Source organism: Streptomyces sp. RLA012, from assembly GCF_056270325.1.
The window spans coordinates 356,522-374,647 of record NZ_JBWDPA010000002.1; the positions used below are offsets into that span (position 1 = coordinate 356,522).

Annotated in this window: 21 protein-coding genes; 16 read left to right on the forward strand and 5 right to left on the reverse strand. The window is 68.4% G+C overall.

All coding sequences use genetic code 11. From position 1 onward, the window contains the following. Positions 1–466: 466 nt before the first annotated feature. The 3 genes from RV986_RS01960 to RV986_RS01970 all read left to right on the forward strand — a co-directional run bounded on the left by RV986_RS01960 (position 467) and on the right by RV986_RS01970 (position 2,961). Positions 467–1,156 carry a glycosyltransferase family protein gene (locus tag RV986_RS01960; protein ID WP_475915709.1) on the forward strand — a complete coding sequence of 230 codons (690 nt, stop codon included), beginning with the start codon at positions 467–469 and terminating at the stop codon, positions 1,154–1,156. An 841-nt stretch (positions 1,157–1,997) separates the two neighbouring features. After that, positions 1,998–2,501, forward strand: coding sequence for a hypothetical protein (locus tag RV986_RS01965; RefSeq protein WP_475915710.1), 504 nt, complete (start codon positions 1,998–2,000; stop codon positions 2,499–2,501). Between the two features lie 61 nt (positions 2,502–2,562). After that, on the forward strand, positions 2,563–2,961 hold the full coding sequence (locus tag RV986_RS01970) for a hypothetical protein (protein ID WP_475915711.1): 399 nt from the start codon (positions 2,563–2,565) through the stop codon (positions 2,959–2,961). A gap of 590 nt (positions 2,962–3,551) precedes the next feature. Here the strand turns inward: RV986_RS01970 and RV986_RS01975 are convergent. Beyond that, complete coding sequence (locus tag RV986_RS01975; protein ID WP_475915712.1) at positions 3,552–4,547, reverse strand: alkylmercury lyase family protein; 996 nt, start codon at positions 4,545–4,547, stop codon at positions 3,552–3,554. 63 nt (positions 4,548–4,610) lie between these two features. Here RV986_RS01975 and RV986_RS01980 point away from each other — a divergent pair, with 63 nt between their 5' ends. Continuing rightward, positions 4,611–5,039, forward strand: a complete 429-nt coding sequence (locus RV986_RS01980) for a heavy metal-responsive transcriptional regulator (RefSeq protein WP_475915713.1) — start codon at positions 4,611–4,613, stop codon at positions 5,037–5,039. Positions 5,040–5,307: 268 nt separating this feature from the next. On the opposite strand, the gene RV986_RS01985 is transcribed toward RV986_RS01980, so the two are convergent. Beyond that, positions 5,308–5,463, reverse strand: coding sequence for a hypothetical protein (locus tag RV986_RS01985; protein ID WP_475915714.1), 156 nt, complete (start codon positions 5,461–5,463; stop codon positions 5,308–5,310). Between the two features lie 115 nt (positions 5,464–5,578). On the opposite strand from RV986_RS01985, the gene RV986_RS01990 reads away from it, so the two are divergent. Both RV986_RS01990 and RV986_RS01995 read left to right on the forward strand, forming a co-directional pair. Then, positions 5,579–5,728, forward strand: a complete 150-nt coding sequence (locus RV986_RS01990; RefSeq protein WP_475915715.1) for a hypothetical protein — start codon at positions 5,579–5,581, stop codon at positions 5,726–5,728. A gap of 229 nt (positions 5,729–5,957) precedes the next feature. Then, positions 5,958–7,136, forward strand: a complete 1,179-nt coding sequence (locus tag RV986_RS01995; RefSeq protein WP_475915716.1) for a serine hydrolase domain-containing protein — start codon at positions 5,958–5,960, stop codon at positions 7,134–7,136. Between the two features lie 511 nt (positions 7,137–7,647). Here the strand turns inward: RV986_RS01995 and RV986_RS02000 are convergent. Next, complete coding sequence (locus RV986_RS02000; protein WP_475915717.1) at positions 7,648–8,139, reverse strand: peptidase inhibitor family I36 protein; 492 nt, start codon at positions 8,137–8,139, stop codon at positions 7,648–7,650. Positions 8,140–8,176: 37 nt separating this feature from the next. After that, entirely contained in the window at positions 8,177–8,944 is a 768-nt protein-coding gene (locus RV986_RS02005; protein ID WP_475915718.1) for a hypothetical protein, read from the reverse strand. A gap of 490 nt (positions 8,945–9,434) precedes the next feature. On the opposite strand from RV986_RS02005, the gene RV986_RS02010 reads away from it, so the two are divergent. From RV986_RS02010 to RV986_RS02035, 6 genes are all read left to right on the forward strand, one after another. Continuing rightward, complete coding sequence (locus RV986_RS02010) at positions 9,435–10,472, forward strand: winged helix-turn-helix domain-containing protein (RefSeq protein ID WP_475915719.1); 1,038 nt, start codon at positions 9,435–9,437, stop codon at positions 10,470–10,472. Between the two features lie 95 nt (positions 10,473–10,567). Continuing rightward, the gene (locus RV986_RS02015; protein ID WP_475924153.1) at positions 10,568–10,984 is read left to right on the forward strand and encodes a methyltransferase domain-containing protein; all 417 of its coding nucleotides are present in this window, start codon (positions 10,568–10,570) and stop codon (positions 10,982–10,984) included. Further along, complete coding sequence (locus RV986_RS02020; RefSeq protein ID WP_475924154.1) at positions 10,938–11,276, forward strand: alpha/beta fold hydrolase; 339 nt, start codon at positions 10,938–10,940, stop codon at positions 11,274–11,276. Before RV986_RS02015 ends, RV986_RS02020 begins: the two co-directional genes overlap by 47 nt. 368 nt (positions 11,277–11,644) lie before the next feature. Continuing rightward, a complete protein-coding gene (locus tag RV986_RS02025) occupies positions 11,645–12,490 on the forward strand; it encodes a transposase family protein (protein WP_475915720.1) in 846 nt (281 codons plus the stop codon). Positions 12,491–12,700: 210 nt separating this feature from the next. Continuing rightward, positions 12,701–14,467: a reverse transcriptase domain-containing protein gene (locus RV986_RS02030; RefSeq protein ID WP_475915721.1), complete on the forward strand. Its 1,767-nt coding sequence runs from the start codon at positions 12,701–12,703 to the stop codon at positions 14,465–14,467. A gap of 30 nt (positions 14,468–14,497) precedes the next feature. After that, positions 14,498–15,235: an ISAs1 family transposase gene (locus RV986_RS02035; RefSeq protein WP_475924155.1), complete on the forward strand. Its 738-nt coding sequence runs from the start codon at positions 14,498–14,500 to the stop codon at positions 15,233–15,235. A gap of 36 nt (positions 15,236–15,271) precedes the next feature. On the opposite strand, the gene RV986_RS02040 is transcribed toward RV986_RS02035, so the two are convergent. Continuing rightward, positions 15,272–15,859 (reverse strand): TetR/AcrR family transcriptional regulator, encoded by a 588-nt coding sequence (locus RV986_RS02040; RefSeq protein ID WP_475915722.1) that lies wholly within the window; start codon positions 15,857–15,859, stop codon positions 15,272–15,274. A gap of 57 nt (positions 15,860–15,916) precedes the next feature. Here RV986_RS02040 and RV986_RS02045 point away from each other — a divergent pair, with 57 nt between their 5' ends. The 4 genes from RV986_RS02045 (at position 15,917) to RV986_RS02060 (ending at position 17,942) form a co-directional block, all read left to right on the forward strand. Then, positions 15,917–16,882: an alpha/beta fold hydrolase gene (locus RV986_RS02045; protein WP_388554547.1), complete on the forward strand. Its 966-nt coding sequence runs from the start codon at positions 15,917–15,919 to the stop codon at positions 16,880–16,882. Between the two features lie 126 nt (positions 16,883–17,008). Beyond that, a complete protein-coding gene (locus RV986_RS02050) occupies positions 17,009–17,224 on the forward strand; it encodes a hypothetical protein (RefSeq protein WP_475915723.1) in 216 nt (71 codons plus the stop codon). Then, positions 17,224–17,349, forward strand: coding sequence for a hypothetical protein (locus RV986_RS02055; protein ID WP_364564925.1), 126 nt, complete (start codon positions 17,224–17,226; stop codon positions 17,347–17,349). Before RV986_RS02050 ends, RV986_RS02055 begins: the two co-directional genes overlap by 1 nt. Continuing rightward, a complete protein-coding gene (locus RV986_RS02060) occupies positions 17,346–17,942 on the forward strand; it encodes an ISAs1 family transposase (protein WP_475915724.1) in 597 nt (198 codons plus the stop codon). Before RV986_RS02055 ends, RV986_RS02060 begins: the two co-directional genes overlap by 4 nt. Positions 17,943–18,126 lie beyond the last annotated feature (184 nt).

An 18,126-nucleotide genomic window follows, 5' to 3' on the forward strand; every position in this document is an offset into this window, starting at 1 on the left:
AGTGCCTCGCTGAGCTTCGGAGACCAGCGGCACCACGGCGGCAGGACGGCGGAGGAGAACCGGCGGCGCCCGCCAGTGGCTTCGCCCCCTTGCTTGTCGTTCACGCGCGGGGCTGCCGCCTCGATCGGGCCGGCAGCCGTGGTGACGGTACGCGTGTGGTGGCGGCCGGTGCGGACCGGGCGGCGGCAGGTCTCGTCCCTCTCATGGGCCAACTCGGCGATTTCGATGCCGACTTCTGCCCTCGAGGGCGGCGGCGAGCATCGACCAGGCTGCCTCGCTGACGATCCCGTCGATCAACACGCCCTCTCGCGTGGAGCCGTCCTCGGTGACTACGGTGAGCGCCAGCGTGTCTTCCAGGCCGACGGTGCGGCGTCGGCCTGGGGACGCTCGTACCCGTACCCGGCGAGGCGCGCAAGGTTCCCGATCGTCAACACACCCTGAGAGCCACTCAATGCATAGTTCGTCCGTGCCCATCCCTGATGTTTCGATCATCTTGCCCTGCGCCGGATTCGGCACGCGCTTCGGGGCGCCCTACCCGAAGGAGCTGCACTGTCTGGCTCCTGGGGTCACTGTGCTGGACCGCAGCCTGGAGGCCGTTGTTGAACTGGCCAAAAGCGGACTCAACGTGCGCCTGGTCGTCGTATTTGGGACACACAAGCTGGACACGTTGAGTTATCTCACGCGCTACGCCGAGACCTTTCAGATGGTCTTTGTCTACCAAGACCAGTCGTTTGAACCGGATCTTGACGGCGCGATCCGGTCTGCCTTGCCGATGACGCAAGGGCCGGTGGCGCTTGTCCTGCCTGACATCGTTGTCTCCGGCGCGGGTAGTGCCGGCAGTCTTCTCGCCGCATTGCGACAAATAGGGGTGGCGGGTTGGAGCGTAGTGGCCGCCGAAGAGCGGGATCCCGACACGCTGCAGCAGATGGGCGCGCTGGCCTTGGTCGAGAGGGACGGCGTCGTGACAGTCGGAGCGGCCGCCGACAAGCCGGCGGATCCTTCGGGCTTCAACGCGTTCTGGGGCATGGTGGCAGTCACCGAGGAGGAAGCACACCGGTTACCTGACGTGGTGAGCAAAGGGGCGGACAGCCCACTGGCCGGTGCGGTCGCTCTCATGGTGGAGCGAATCGTCAACTACAACACCGCCGCGGGCTGACTCCCCAGGCGCCGACAAGCTCGTGCATGGTTGGCGCTGTCCGCCGGTTCTGCCGCGGCTCGCTGAAGTCCCGCACGCCGCCGGTCAACCCGTGGTCCGTCCCGGTCGTGCACACTGCGGAAGGGTACGAAGCAACCTGCGCCAACTCCGTCCCGAAGGACGGCTCCGCGCCACGTACGACGCCCGGAGCCGGCAGGCGACATGCGCCCGCTGCGGCCGTGAGAACGTACCCATCGCGGCCCGCCGCCCCAAGGGCCGCAACTGCTATGCCTGCTACTACTCGGACCCGGAGATCTTCGAGGTATGCGCCGAGTGCGGCCGGTCCCGAGCTCCGGCCGTCCGCCGCGAAGACGGACCAGCCGTCTGCAGGAGCTGCTGGAAACGCCCGATGCACACCTGTGTGAGCTGCGGAAAGACCGCAGCCGCCGCCCTCGTTGACGACGACGGGGCACTCTGGCACCTCTGCCACAACCGCCACCGCCGACCGCGGCGTCTCTGCGGACGGTGCGGACGGTGCGGACGGTGCGGACAGCTCAAGCGCATCGCGTGCAATGCGCGCGACGGGCAGCCGGATCTCTGCGGCGGCTGCTACCGCAGCCCCGAAGTGACCTGCTCGATCTGCGGCCGGGTCCGCCCCTGCACCAGCCGCGATGTACAGGGCCGGCCGATCTGCGCCACCTGCTACCAGCGTCATCGCACCGGTGATCCGTGCGCTCGCTGCGGCCGGTCCAAGCCGAGCACCACTCGGTGGCCCATCGGACCTGTCTGCCATGTCTGCCATGTCTGCCATGTCTGCTACACCGCGGTGCTCCGGTCACCGGCCGAGTGCCCCAGTTGCGGCATGGTCCAGCAGCTGATCGCACGAGACGACCACGGCGTCGAGGTCCGCGGACCCTGCGTCGGCTTCGCCGCCGACTACACATGCCGCCAGTGCGGCCGGACCGGCAACCCCCACAGCCGCGGCCGGTGCGCTCAATGCGTCCTCGCCGAGCGGGTCAACGCCCTGCCGGCCGGGCCCGACGGCACGGTCGCCCCGCAGCTGAAACTGCTCGCCGCCGCGCCGGCGGACGCTCCCTCACCGTTCCCCGCCATCCAGTGGATCAAGGAAAGCCCGAACACCGAGCTCCTCTCTCAGCCGACGGCCGAAGGGCACGAGCTCACCCACGACTTGCTGGACGCGCTCCCGCCCAGCCGGAACCAGCACTACATCGGCGACTACCAGCCCGACCAGTGCCGCAACTCCGTGATCACGCGGCGGCACGCATCGATCTGGATCGCTGAGGAAGACGACCTGACGGCCAGGGCCCAGGACCCTTCCATGTACCGGGCCGCGAGGACGTCCTGATCCGTCTCGCCGACGTCCAGCGCTTCACCCGCGCACTTCAGCACGAAGGAGTCACTCCCTGATGCCGGTGTCCGCGAAAACCGCCACAAAGCTCCGAGAGACCATGGCCCGACTGCCGGCCGGCGAGCCCCTCCTGCACACCGACGGCGCCCTGACCAAGGAGAACCTCGCTCGCGAGGCGCAGGTCAGCCATGCAACCGTCCCCCGCGCCGAGGACATTCTCGCCGAGTGGGGAGCCCGGGTCGCCCGGCCCGTCCTGCGCACGCCCGGCGAAGTCGCCCGCGAGGAGACGATCGCCGAGCTCCGCAAGCAACTGTGCGCGGAGAAGGCTGAGTTCACCGAGCTGAACGGCAGGCTCGACGCCCTGGCTACGGTGCCCGCGAATCTCCACCACGAGAACCAGTCCCTGAAGAAGCGCGACAGCGGCCGGAGACTTGTACCTCTGCCCACCGTCGACTGAGCACGCTCAGCCGTACATCCTCATGGTCAGACAGAAGCGGCCAAGCCCCTTGCTGAGTGCCCCTGCGGCGCGCTCACTCTGGACGGGACATCAGACACGGCGTCGGGTGCGGGGCCGGACGCGGGGCCGGGACAGAGGCCGCATGAGCAAGGGGTGTTCTCGCAAGTCGGCCCGGTGTTCGTCCTGCCTGCGTTGCGGGCGCCGGCCCTGCGCCGCTTGGCAAGGGCCTCGTGCCATCGCCCGCCTGGGCCGCACGGTCGTCACCCATCGCGGCTGCTTCCGCTGGTCCTTGGCCGCTGCGGCAGCCGCTCTCGGCCTGTTGGACGGCGGATTGATCGCGGAGGTGATGCTGTCCACCGGGGCGGCGGCCACCGCGATCGCCCTGGTCTGGCTGGCGTTCACGCTGCGGGGCATTCGCCTCGCCCCCGCCAGTCCTGCACCAGGCGGCGGATGTGGCCCGGGCGACGCCGGAGTGCGCGATCCCCGCCGTCCGGCGCCATGCCTCCCCCAGCGGCGCGATCGCTCTGCCGCTGCGCGAGGACCGGGCCGGAGGCGCAGCCGCCCTGGCCTGACCAGGTCCCGACGGTTGGTCAGGTGCAGGTCAGCAGCGGTCCGAAGGTCTGCCGCCCGATGTCTTGAGCGCAGGCCTGATCGACGATCCGCCCCGACACCTCGGGGTGCTGCTTGATCCAGGCCTTGGCGGAGGAGCGGCTGGTGAAGAAGTTCAACGTGTCACAGCACACCGCCGCGGCGGGTCCGGAACGACCCCGGCGGCCCACGAACACCACGGCCGAGGCAGGTTCCCACACCATCTCTGCGCCCCGACTGGTGACGGTGACCGGTTCTCCGGTCACCGGGTCCGCCGACGTGATCACCGCGTCCTCGCCGAGCATCACCGGAATGCCGAGCGCATCGATCGCGCACATCGACCACACCTCCGTCCCGCCGTCGATCCGCACCCGATGCGGGGTCGGGACGACGGAGAACGGATACGCCGCGCGGATGCGTCCTTCCTCGTCCACCGTCAGGAAGTCCTCACGGTCCAGGTCGGCCAGCACCTCCCGCGCTGTCCGGCCGGCCCTGGCCGCGGCTCCTTCCAAGTCGGCCAGTTCCGGCGCCTGGCCGGTGGCAGCGAAATGCCGCAGCACGGTCTCGTGCACCGCCCGCAGGCCGCCCTCAAGCGGCGCGACCCGCCCCAGGCCTCCCCGTCCGACCAGGTCGAGCGCATCCACCGAGCAGCAGTCGTCGTCCGCCCCCTCCGCCAGGCCCGCAGCAGCAAGCGCCTGACGCAACGCGGACACACTCGGAGCGCCGTCGATCTCGCCGTCCGCGCTGCGATAGATCCGGCAGGACACGCTCGGCCCCGTCCCGGCCCGCGCGAACGGGTCGACGCCGTCCATAAGGACTGTCGGGGAGCCGGTCATACCCCACCGGGCGGCCTCCGCCTCCTCGTGGACCTCAACCAGCTCCACTTCGGCGGCTCGGCCGGCCAGCGCCGCAGTGATCCGTTCCTGCACGACCGGGCCGTTGGGGCAGTCAGGAACCGTCAGCACCGTGATCCGCATGACGTTGTCCTCCCAGGTCATCGCTTCTGAGACCGACTCTAGACCTTCCAGCACACTGGAAGGTCAAGGGTTAACCTGGAAAGCATGCGCATCGGGGACCTCGCCACCGCCAGCGGACTGAGCACCAAGACCATCCGCTACTACGAGCAGGCCGGTCTGCTGCCCGAACCGCCCCGGACCCCGGGCGGCTACCGCGACTATCCAGCCGAGGCCGCCAACCGGCTCGCGTTCATCCGCGACGCCCAGCACGCCGGCCTCACCCTCGCCGAGATCCGCAGCGTCCTCGTGCTGCGCGACAGCGGCGAGACCCCTTGCGGCCACGTCACCGACCTCATCCACCAGCACCTTGAGGAGATCAACCGCCGCATGGCCGAGCTCCGCAAGACCCGTACCGTTCTCCGCGATCTCGCCCAGCGAGCCGCCGAGACCGACCCGCGGTCCTGCACCGACGCCAACAGCATCTGCCGCATCTTCACCCGTCCCGAACCAACCGAACGGGTTGCGGTCGGATGACGTTCGCCAAGCCCTCCTGAGACGTCAGGGCCGCACGGCACAAGGACCGAACCGTCCTCAGCACCACGCCTTCGCTGAGACAGCAGAGCCCCTGAGACACCTGAACTGTTCCTAAGCTGCGCACGGTGCCCAAAGGCCGTCGCTCCCCGCTCGCGGCGCCGGCGAAGCGGGCCGCCGTGGCATGACGCCGACGGGCCCCGTTCGTTGACGTGGGCCGTGCCGGCGTACATGCGCAGCGACGTGGACGGCACCCCGCTGGCTGCCTCGGTCACCGGGCTCGCGCGTCGTCCACGGCGTCGAGCAGCCGAGCGACGACACCCAGCGCGCCGCCGTACGGCAGGCAGTGCGCCGTCTCAAGGCCGACGGCCACGTCGAGGTCCACCGCCGCCGTGTCGGCCGCACCTACACCCGGCGGCTCGCCCATCCGCACTTCTCCCCGCCGCGCTATACGACCGGCGCCTCGCGGTATGCACGGGCAAGGACGGCTGTGCGGGTGCGCGGCAGGTGACCGTACGTCCCTGTACCTCGACGCCGACGTCGTGGCGATGTTCCTCGACCATTACGGCACCATCACGAAGGCCGACCGACGGCTGTGGCGGTGGCTTCGTAACCGGCAAGTGACACCGTTTGTCGCCGAGTTCGGGCAGTACTTGGCGATCGCAGGGAGAGAAAATGTCGATGGCAACTGACATCGGTCGTGGGCGGGTGGGCACTTCCTCGGCGCCGTGATGATGGTCGGCGGTAGGAGGGTGTTGAGGTCGTTCGTCCTCGGTTTCGCCTGCGGGCGCATCCACCTTGACGCCCTCCTGCTGCCGGCGATGCGGCACCTGTCGAGCCCGTGCCGGGGGGACATCCCCCATCCCGATCCTGGGGTGTGCCGGATCGTCTCCGCCTCGGGGGCGGACCTAGCGTTCGGCCATGACTTCGACTTCGCGCACGCGTCTCGCCGTGGTACTGGCCACCGCCATGCTGCTCGCCGCCGAGGCGGCCACCGCCGTAGCCCGGCCCGCGGGTTCGTCCGCCGCAGACCAGTTGCGCCGGGACACCGAGGCGATCCACGCCCTCGGTGTCAGCGGCGTGCAGGCCCGCGCGGTCGCACCTGACGGTCGGCAGTCGGTCGCCACCAGCGGCACGGCGGACCTGCGCACCGGCCGCCCGGTCTCTTCCGACGGCTACTTCCGCATGGCCAGCACGGCCAAGACGCTGGTCGCCATCGTGGTCCTCCAACTGGAGGCCGAGGGCGGGCTCTCCCTGGACGACACTGTCGACCACTGGCTGCCCGGAGTGGTGCGGAGCAACGGCAACGACGGCAGCCGGATCACCATCCGGCAGCTGCTCCAGCACACCAGCGGCATCCGCAACGCCCTGCCCGGATACACCACGGCGGAGGAGTACTACCAGCAGCGTCACGACGTCTACAGCCCCGAGCAGTTGGTGGCCCGCGCCATGGCCTACGCGCCGGACTTCCCGCCCGGCGAGGGCTGGGCGTACTCCAACCCCGGCTACGTCCTGCTCGGCATGATCATCCAGCGGGCCACCGGTCACCCCGCCCACCAGGAGATCGAAGACCGCGTCCTGCGCCCGCTCGGCCTCGACCAGACCCGGTGGACCGGCACCTCCTCCGCCCTGCCCCGGCCGCACGCCCAGGCCTACCAGCTCTTCGGCCCCGGCTCCCTGGTGGACGTCACCGATCAGGTCGCGGTGGACCACGAGACCTCGTTCGCCACGACCACGCGGGATGAGAACCGCCTCCTCCGCGCGCTGCTCGCGGGCCGCCTGCTGCCGCCGCGGCAGCTCGCCGAGATGAAGCAGACCGTCCCCGTGAGCGCGGACGTCCAGCAGCTGTGGCCCGGCGGCCGATACGGTCTCGGCCTGGTCGAACGTCCCCTGACCTGCGGAGGAACCTACTGGAGCCACGAGGGCGGGGACGGCGGCTACATCACCCTCAACGGCGTCACCGACGACGGCCGTCGCAGTGCCGTGGTCTCCATGTCCGAGGCACGCGGCGACACCTCGGAGCACATACTGGCCCAGGAGGACGCGGCCGGCACCCTGATCGACGACGCGCTGTGCGCCGGGGGCCGCGGCACCTCGTGAGCAAAGGCGTCTCTCGACGGCGCGAAGTCGTTGCGGCTGGGCCAGTACCGGGGGTCTCCATACGCCGTGCAGCCCACCGCACGGCCATCGGTTCGCCGAATCCGCGCGAACGGAATGAGTCCCTTCACTACTCGCGCGAACTGGGCCTCCAGGTAGTCCCCCACTTCGTTCGCGGGGTACAAGCACGAAGTCATAGCTGCTGCGGTCCTCCTCCGCGGCCCTGGCCAGGTCGATGCTCCACCACGGCTCGCGCGTTCGTCCTCGACTACAAGCGGATCTCTCACCCGTGGGCACGCGAGTTGCCGACGGTGACCTGCCGCACGGATGTCACCGACGTCCACCACGCTCTGTCAGGACTCGCCACCGAGCTCCGGCGCCGCATCGACTGCGCCAACCAGAACGGCGGCGACATCGACGGCATGCCGCGCCTGACGGTGGTGTTCGAAGCCGCCGGTGAACCGGCGGGGGCGCGGCCCGTGCGAAGTCCGCGCGGGCCACGCCCCGGCTTCGGTCAGTCGCAGTTGACGTTTATCCACTTGTGCGAGGAGATGTTGTTGTTCATGTTCTCGCCCTCTCCTGTCCCGGGGTTGGAGAAGTACCACTGCGACAGGTCGGCGTAGTACCAGCCGTTGGGTATGCAGGCATACGAGCCGCCGTAGCCGGTGTCCCAGTAGACGTCGACGTTGGCGTAGGCGCCCGGGTAGCCGCGGTTCTCGATCGAGCCTGCCTGGTTGCGGATGTTCCCGCCGGGCGAGCAGGAGGTCCAGTCGGCGTCGTCGCCGAACCAGCGGCAGTACTTGCCCGTCCTGTTGGCGCCGTCCCAGGCGTAGAAGTAGCCGTCCGCGGCCGCCGCCGACGGCGCCGTGGCGGCGGCGGCCTTCGCACCATGGGCGGGCGCGGGAGCGTCGGCGGCGCCGGCCATCCCCGGTGCGGTGAGGACACTCAGGCCCGCGAGGGCGAGCCCCGCGACGCCGGTGCCGATCTTCATCAGTGGTGCAGACATGACTGTCTCCTTGATTGTCGGTTTTGTGGCCGCGTGATCAGTGCTCGGACAGGACGGAACGAGCCCGCGGAAGCGCGTCCCTTTCCAGCCGGAGGCGGCTGTCCACCGCCGCGCGGTATTTCTTTTGCAAGCGCATGTCATAACTGGCGTCCAGCCGCCGTGCGGTGGCGGACAGTCCGGAGCTGTGTGCGCACCGTGCTTCGTCGACCGCGGTGCGCACTTCCTGTTTCCGGTCCGTGGCCTTTCCGGAGGCGAATGCCGCGCGGGCCTGGTTCGGGTCCGCGTAGCGGTGGCCGTGTTTGCGCATGCAGGCCGCCCAATCCCGCGTGGAGGTGCGGAACTGCGGATCGGCGAGGACCTCGGCCCGGCGGATCGATGCGAGCGAGTCCGTCACCGCCTCGGCCCGGAACCATCTCCCGAGGCCGCCGTAGAGCTTCCCCTCCGTTTCCGCCAGGCAGCCGTCGACGCTGCGCCCCGCGGTAACCCCGGTGAGCAGGCGCACCTGCGGTCCCCGGGTGCTTCCGCTGTAGGCGTTGACCGCCTCCGCCCTGCGGCGCGGTGACAGACTCTCCAGGTAGCGGCGGTTGGGATCGGTGCGCCGCACCTGGTCGATGCGCCGCCGCACATCGCTGCCGTACCCGTGCCGCTGCGCCCAGGCCACGTCGTCCACCACGTAGGGGAACGACTTGTCCTCGGGCACCGGATTCTCCGGCACCTTCCACAGCTGGAACCCCTTGCGGGCCATGCAGCTTTGCACCATGGCCTGCTCGGCGTCGTGCAGCAGCGACTTCTCGCGCGCCGTCAACGGCCGTTCCGTTCCGGCAGGCTTCGTCCCCGCTGACTTTTCTGCCCGCGCCTGCGTGCTTTCCCCGTTCAGGCCGCAAGCGGCCATCGCAAGGACCAGAAGTCCCGAGACGGCGGCCAGTAGCAGACGCCCCGACGCGGTGTCCCCCGTGTTGCCCATGGAGTCTTCCCCTCCGGCTCCGGCCTGCCAGCAGCGGCCTGCAGCGGTTCTCGAAGTTGGCTCGCCCCTGAGACTGCCCAGCCGACGCCGCACACGCCATGTCTTTAGGCACCGGCCTAAAGACGCACCTCGCGCGGCGCTAATCAGCTTTTCGGCGTAATTTCGGTCTGGTCAATCCTGCGGTGACGCATGGGATGCTCTGGATGGAACCAGGACTCGCAGGGCGATTCATCCAATACCTGTCATGCCTGACGGCAGCCTCTCCGCAGCCACCGCGGAGGGACGATCACCGCCGTGCGAGGAATCTGCCGGAACCGATCACGGGGGCGACGTGCTCAGGCTGCATTTCACCAAGGACGACCTACTCAGAACCCGGCTCGCCCGGGAACCCGACCCGCTGTGGGAGACCGTGCTCAGCGCTCATCTCCTCGCCAAGGACCAAGGGCAGGCAGTTTTCTCCCACTGGCGCGACCAGGCCCGCAGCCGACTGGGTCGGCTGCCCCGCCAGGAACTGCGCCTGGTGCGCACGATCGCCCCGCCTCGCGGCAGTTCTCCGGACTTCCTCAACCCGCCCGAGGCAGCGCAGGGGGTCTCCGCGGGCATCGAAACAGTGCTGACCACGCCCAGGCGCCGACTGTGCGCCGAGATCGGGCTGATGGACTCTGCGCCGACATGGCTGCGTCCGCTCGCCGACGGGGAGCCCGCCGCCCTTCGGGACCTGGGGCGGGCGCTGCACGGCTACTTCGACTCCGCGCTGGCCCCGTTCTGGCCCTCCATACGCGCCCAGGTCGAGGCCGACCGCTCCCTGCGCGCGCGGGCCCTGCTCACCGGGGGCACCGAGGCCCTGCTCGGCTCGTTGCGGCCGACGATCCGCTGGCGCCCGCCCGTGCTGGAGACGGACTACCCGGTCGACCGGGACGTGCGCTTGGAGGGCCGCGGGCTGCTGCTGGTGCCGTCGGTGTTCTGCTGGCGTATGCCAATTGCCCTGGTCGACGCCACCCTGCCGCCCGTGCTGGCCTACCCGGTGGCGCGCAGCGCCAGCTGGTGGGAGGGGCAGGACGGCGGCCCACCCAGGGAGCGGCCGCTGGCCAGCCTGCTGGGCAGGGGACGGGCGGCCGTCCTGCGAACAGTGGAGAGCGGCTGCACCACCACCGAGCTGGCCCGCCGCACGGGGGTGAGCGCGGCGACCGCCAGCGAGCACGCCAGGATCCTGCGCGAGGCGGGCCTGCTCGCGTCGGTTCGAGACCGCAACATGGTGGTGCACGCGCTCACCCCGCTGGGTATTGACCTGCTCGCCGCCAACCCCGGCCACCGCCCGCCAGTCGACGCCGCGGCCTCCTCCCGCGCCTCGTCTTCCTCCCACCGATAGAACGGGACCGGCCTCCCGGCCGAGTGACGTTCCGCTGATGAGCGCTCCCACTCGCTTTGGGTGCGGAGCCGTTCCACGCCGCCTCCAAGCAGCGGTTGCAGGAGTTCCTGCGCGCCGGGGCCGGCAGACTGTTCCTCGACGTCGGAGCGAGTACCGGGAACACCGCAGTGGCCCTGCGCTCGCGTTGTGGAGCCGAGGTCGTGGCCGTCGACAGCTCGTTGACGATGATCACGCAGGCACGGGATCGAGGGCTGCCGCATGCCGCTGTCGCGGACGGGCACCGGCTGCCGTTCGGGGCGTGCCAGTTCGACGGCGCCCGGGCCGACCGGGTCTTGCGACACGTCACCGACCCCGTCCGGGTGCTGGACGAGTTGCTGCGGGTGATTCCCGCCCGCCGAGCTGGACAGCAGCTCCCTTCTGCCGCGCACATTCCCGCGCGGCGAGGGGACCGGCACGGAGTTCTACATCCAGCCGGAGCACTTCCACTCGGTGTTCTGTGCGGACCTGCCTGACGACGAGGCCGCCGTGCTCACCGTGCTCACCGTGCTCGCCGTCAGCCAACGCCCCGCCGTCGATGTGGCGTTCGGCGAACCCCAGGCGGTCGAGTCGGGCTGGAAGAGGCTGCCAAGTTGGTTCGACGTCGCCGACGCCGACCACGCGATCAACCCCGACGCCGAGCGTGCTGCGGCCCAGCGCATGGGATCGACCGTCACCGAGATCGCCGGCGGCTCGCACGCCATCGCGCTCTCCCACGCGGACGAAGTGGCTCAGATCATCGTCGGAGCGCTCAGCGAGATCGGGTGATACCCGGCACGCGGCTCCAAGGGTGAGAACCGGAAGCTGGAGGGTGGCGCCATGCGGGACCTGCTCGCCCGGGCGATTCAAGCCCACGGCGGAGTCGAGCATTGGCGCACGCTCTCCACATAACCGGGGGTACAGGTACACAACGCGTGACCGTCGTTCCCTATCCTGAACGTGGGCTCTGCATCACGTGGGAACCACAGCGCCAGACCATCCACCAGGGCAACGGCAGGGCCCCGGCAAAGTCGTGGGGTGTCCGGCTTGGGGTAGTTGGTAGAGACGCGCCCGTGCTGGTGGTAGCAGGGCGGGCATGACCGTTTCGGAAGATCATCGAGGTTCTCGAGGCCTTTTTGATCCGTCCGAAGTGAGCCATGCCCGCGTCACCATCATCGCTGATCTGTGCACTGTCATGTCCACCGGCGGGTGTCACCGCGCCCGGCACTGGCGGGCTGCCCACGGCGCTGGCACATCTACCGGATCCACGAGCTCGTCGTGGTGTGCGGCACCGGCTGCCGGTCGTAGTCAGCGCGGCGGTCTGCGCTGTTGTGGCCGGCTGCCGCTCCTACACGGCGATCGCCGAATGGATCGACGACGTCCCAGCCGCGACCATGCTCGCCTTGGGTATCAACCCTGATCGCAGGCCGTCCGAGACGATGATCCGCCGCCTGCTGCAAGCACTCGATCCTGACCTACTGACCGCGGCGACCGGTGACTGGCTCACCGGCCGGGCCACGACCGCAGAGGAGCCGGCCACGAGACAAGCGATCGCGGTCGACGGCAAGACTCTGCGCGGCTCACGCAGCAGCGGCAGCACTGCCCGGTACGTCCTCGCAGCCTGTGACCAGGACACCAGCGTCGTCCTCGCGAGCACCGACGTCGACCGCAAGACCAACGAGGTGCGCCACGAGGCGCTCTGTCGTATCCCCGGCTCAGCCGGGAAGAACTCGGAAGGAGGTTCTTGGGCTCAATGGCTAACCCTGAGGCGAAAGCCGACGGGGACAAGAGCATGCCATGGAAACTTGCGGCCGTGTCCAGAGATCAGGAACGGTGCACAGGGGAGTCCGCGTGATATGGCGAAAGCTAGACTGCCTGAATCCCAATCTCCAGTGATGCAACTCTTCATCCACCGGAAAAGATCTCTGAAACCGGTGCCGCGCTCTGCGTCGGATTATTTCGTTGGCGACGCAACTTCCGGAGCGCTGGGCGATGTCCAGTGAGGACATTCAAGGGGATGAGTGGGGCGCCTACGTCACGCTGCAAACGTACGACAGGGACGAACGTGGGATCGCCTACGGACCGCGAGGTCCAGGGCGACGGAGTGCTCGTAGTAGTCGTCGGAGTCGCGACCGGCCAGGGAGGACGGGAGAGCCGTCCGCAGGGCGAAGGAGCACAGATGATCGGACACACATGCCTGGGAGGTATGCGAAATGCAGAGTGCTGAAACGGTGCTGGGTGTCCTACGTGAACGCGGCCGGCGTGGCCTGCCGTTGGAGGAACTGTATCGACAGATGTTCAATCCGCAGCTGTATCTGCTGGCTTACGGGCGCATCTATTCCAACCACGGAGCGATGACACCCGGAGTCTCGGGAGAAACCGCAGACGGCATGTCCATCGGGAAGATCGATCGCATCATCGATGCGATGCGCCACGAGCGCTTCCGATTCAGCCCGGTGAGGCGCACTCATATTCCCAAAAAGAATGGAAAGATGCGCCCCCTGGGCCTGCCGTCATGGACGGACAAGCTGGTCGGCGAGGTGATGCGCCTATTACTGGAGGCGTACTACGAACCGACGTTTTCCGACCGTTCTCACGGTTTCCGTCCCGGACGCGGTTGCCACACGGCATTGACCGAGGTGGCCAACACGTGGACCGGGACAACCTGGTTCATCGAGGGAGACATCGCCGACTGCTTCGGATCTTTCGACCATGAGGTCATGATCACGATTCTGTCGGAGAAGATCCACGACAACCGGTTCCTGCTGCTGGTGCGCAACATGCTCGCGGCCGGATACATGGAGGACTGGGTCTGGCACGCAACGCTGTCCGGCTCGCCGCAAGGTGGCGTCCTCTCGCCCTTGCTGTCCTCGATCTACCTGCACAAGTTGGACATGTTCATCGAACAGACACTGATTCCCGAACACACCCGAGGAGAAAAGCGGCGGCACAACTCGGCCTACGTCAAGCTGTCCGGCATCATCGAGCGCGGACGCCGACGCGGCGACCGCGCAGTCGTACGGGAGGCGCGCAAACGGCGGCGAACGCTGCCCAGCAAAGACCCCTACGATTCGGGATACCGGCGGCTGAGGTACTGCCGCTACGCCGACGACCATCTCCTTGGTTTCACCGGGCCGAAAGCCGAGGCTGAGCAGATCAAGGCACGTCTGGCGACATTTCTGCGCGAGGAACTCAAGCTCGAACTGTCCCCCGACAAGACACTGATCACCCATGCCCGCTCACAAGCGGCACGCTTCCTCGGCTACGAGATCACCGCTCACCACGATCACCGAAAGGGAGCCCGAGGCCGCAGATGGACCGACGGCTTCATCAAGCTGAACGTGCCGCGATCGGTGATCAAGGCGAAGTGCGCTCGGCACATGCGGCGAGGCAAACCCGCCCACCGCCGCGACCTGGTCAACGAGAGCGACCACACCATCGTCGCGACATTCGGGGCCGAATACCGAGGGCTCGTCCAGTACTACCTGCTCGCCGGAGACGTCTACAAACTGAACCGGCTCGAATGGGTCATGCGAACCGCGATGCTGCGGACCCTGGCCGCCAAGCACCGCTCGTCGGTATCGAAGATGACGACCCGCCACAGGGTCAAGACCGAGACACCATACGGGCTCCGCACGTGCTTCGAGGCCACGCAACCGCGGCAGGGCAGGAAACCACTGGTCGCCCGGTTCGGAGGGATTCCCCTCCGGCGCAACAAGAACGCGGTGCCCTACGACCGCGTCCCCAACCCCACACCCCACCGTCATCGGGAAGTCGTCCGACGACTTCTCCGCAGCGAGTGCGAGCTCTGCCATCAGCGAGGCGAAGTGGAAACCCACCAAATCCGCACACTGGCCGATCTCACCGGCGCGGGGACCGCCACACCGGGTTGGAAGAAGCTCATGGCCGACAAGCGCCGCAAAACCCTGATCGTCTGCGGCGACTGCCACGACTCCATCCACCCCGGAACACCGGCATGATGATCACGGACATGCTCATCGGAGAGCTCACTGCGGGGAAACTCGCACGGTGAGTTCGGAGGGAGGCCGCGCGGAAAAGGACCAGTTCACGCTGGCACCTCGCCGCGCGGCCGACCCTACATCACTCGCTTCGCACCGCTGCTCGACCAGATCAGTGACCTGCGCGGCACCGTGATCACCGTCGACGCGCTGCACTGCCAGCGCGATCACGTCACCTACCTCGCCGAACGCGGCGCCGACTGGATGCTGACCGTCAAAGGCAACCAGCCCACCCTGCACCAGCAATTGGCCGGCCTGCCCTGGCGGGCCGTCCCGGACGTCACCCGCGAGGCCGGCCGCGGACACGGCCGCCGCGAGATCCGCACCCTGAAGATCCTGACCGTCTCCACCGGCATCGACTTCCCGCACGCCGCCCAGGCCATCCAGATCCGCCGCCGGCGGCACCGTTTGGACCAGCCGAGACGCTTCACCACCGAGACCGTCTACGCGATCACGAACCTGCACGTGCACCAGGCCCGGCCAGCACAGCTCGCCGCGTGGATCCGCCGCCACTGGCACATCGAGAACCAGATCCACTGGGTCCGCGATGTCACTTACGACGAAGACCGCTCCCAAATCCGCACCGGCACCGGACCACAAGTCATGGCCGCCCTACGCAACGCCGCCATCGGCGCACTCCGCATCACCGGCGTCACCAACATCGCCGCCGCCAACCGCCACCACGCCCGCGACAGCACCCGACCACTGGCACTACTCGGCATCAGCTAACGATTTTGCCGGGGCCCTGGGTGTCCATCCCACTACTCAAGGTAGTGGATGTCGTCTCCCGGGGATACGGGCGGCGGCTGCGGCGACGGTTGCCAGGTCTTCGCTCGAGAAGCCGGCGCGACTCAGCACCGCCAGGGATTTGTTCGTTGCCAGCGTGCACAACGCCAGCTCTGCCGCCTCCTGATCATCGGCCCCCGCCGCCAGCAACGCCTGCTCCAGCATCGCCCGCAAACCGTCGATCATGGCGCGGACCATCGCCCGGCCCTCCGCGTCGAGGGCCGGGAACTGCGTTGCCGACACCGTGAGCAGGCAGCCATCCGGGACCGTCGGGTCGGCGATGCGGTTCAGGGTGACCTGCAGGTAGGCGGCCACAACGGTGCTCGGGCTCGGGTGGGGGCCGGACAGCGCCTGGTCGTACAGCGGGTGGTAGGTCTGCGCGTACCGTTGGAGGCTTTTCCGGAAGAGAGTGCTCTTGTCGCCGAAGGTGCCGTAGAGCGAGCTCCGGCCCAGGCCCGTGCCATCGGTCAGGCGGTCGATCGAGGCCTCCGAATAGCCCCAGCGCCAGAAGACGTGCATCGCGCGTCGTAGCGCCTCATCCACGTCGAATTGCTTGCGGCCCGCCATGGTTCGTCAGCCTACACATCTTGCACCGATCGTTTCAAGATGGGTATGGTCGCCGGCATGACAAGTTGCACTGATCGTTCCATGATGAGTACGGCCGACGGCGCGACAAGCTTGAGTTCGCTGCGGCTGCCCGACGGGTTCACCGACGTCTTCACTAGCCGGCTCGTGGAGCTGAACGGGCTGCGGCTGCACGCGGTCACCGGCGGGGACGGCCCACCGCTGCTGCTGGTCGGCGGGTGGCCACAGACCTGGTACGCCTGGCGGGAAGTGATGCCCGCGCTCGCCCGCGAGCACACCGTCGTCGCCGTCGACTCGCGCGGGGCCGGGCTCTCCGACAAGCCCGACGACGGTTACGACGCCGGCACGCTGGCCGCCGATCTGGTCGCTCTGATGGCCGCGCTCGGGCACGACCGGTTCGACGTGGTCGGCCACGACATCGGCATGTGGACCGGATACGCCCTCGCTGCCGATCACCCCGAGCGGGTGGGCCGGCTCGCCGTCGTCGACGCCATTATCCCCGGTCTCACGCCGACCCCGTCGGTCTTCAGCCCGGCCGCGGTCAACCAGCGGCTCTGGCACTTCGGCTTCAACCGGCTCACCGACCTCAACGAGGAGCTGGTCCGGGGGCGGGAGCGGCTCTTCTTCGGCTACCAGTTCGCCAAGAAGGCAGCCACCCCGGACGCGATCCCCGCGTACGCCGTCGACGTCTACGTCGATGCGATCGTCGCGGATCCTCGCGGGCTGCGGGCGAGCTTCGCGTACTACCGGGCGCTGGACGAGACGATCGCGCAGAACGAGCAGCGCAAGAAGACCCGGCTGACGCTGCCGGTGCTCGCCATCGGCGGCGCGCGGTACAGCGGCGCGATGGTCGCCGAGACGATGCGGCTGGCGGCCGACGATGTCACCGGGGTGGTCCTCGACGATTGCGGCCATTACGTGGCCGAGGAGCAGCCGGCGCGGTTTACCGAGATCCTGGAGGACTTCCTCGGTGGCAAACCGATAGCAGGCGTGCCGCACGGCTGACACATTCGTGGCGGAGTTTCGCCATGTCTGTCTTGCGCCCCCGCTCATTCACGTTGCGGCGCCTCCCGCGTGCCAAGAATCGACGGCGATGCGTATGCCGTCGGTGGTGCGCGAGGAAGAATGTCGATGTCCACAGTCAGCTACCGCAGGGTCCCGGCCGCGATGATCGCGGCGTTGCTCCGCGCCGGCGTCGCCCTGGCCGGGCCACCCCCGGCCAGGGCGACGGCCGCCACTCCACCGTCCAAAGTCGACGAAGCGATGCGACGGGCCAGCGGGCGATCACCGTCGACGGCAAGGCTTTACGCGGATCTCGCACCGTCGACACTGCCGCCCGGCACGTGATGGCGGCCTGCGATCAGGTCACCGCCGTGGTCCTTGCCGACACTGACGTCGACGGCAGGACCAACGAGATCACCCGGTTCCGGCCGCTATTGGACCAGATCGGCGACCTGCGCGACACACCGTGATCACCGCGGACGCGCTGCGCTGCCAGCGCGAGCACGTCACCTACCTCGCCGAACGCGGCGCACGCTGGATCCTGACCGTAAAAGGCAACCAGCTCCACCTGCATGCTCAGCTCGCCGCCTTGCCCTGGCGGGCCGTTCCGGACGCCACCCGCGACACCACCAGCGGTCACGGCCGCCGAGAGATCCGCACTCTGAAAGTCCTGACGATCTCTACCGGCATCGACTTCCCGCACGCCGCCCAGGCGCTGCAGATCCGCCGCCGCAGACGCCGCATCGACCAGCCGAAACGCTTCACCACCGAAACCGTATACGCCATCACCGACCTGCGCGTCCACAAGGCCAGACCAGCACAACTGGCCGCCTGGATCCGCGGGCACTGGGCCATCGAGAACAAGATTCACTGGGTCCGCGATGTCACCTACGACGAAGACCGCAGCCAGGTCCGCACGGGCACCGGACCTGAAGTCATGGCCGCTCTGCGCAACGCCGCCATCGGCGCGTTACGCACCGCCGGAATCACCACCATCGCCGCCAGCACCCGACATCACGCCCGCGATAGCAGCCGCCCACTGGCCCTCCTCGGCATCCCCTAACGACTTTGCCGGGGCCCTGGGGCAACGGTGTCCTGGTAACTGAACAATCCCGTCCCTGGACCCGGTTCGACTTTCACACTCAGCAGACACCGTGGGACGAATTCCACGCCGGGTATTTCGTGATGGAATTCCTCTGGAACCACCTCACCGTCCCTTTCCACCTGCTGCACGACGACATCCACAC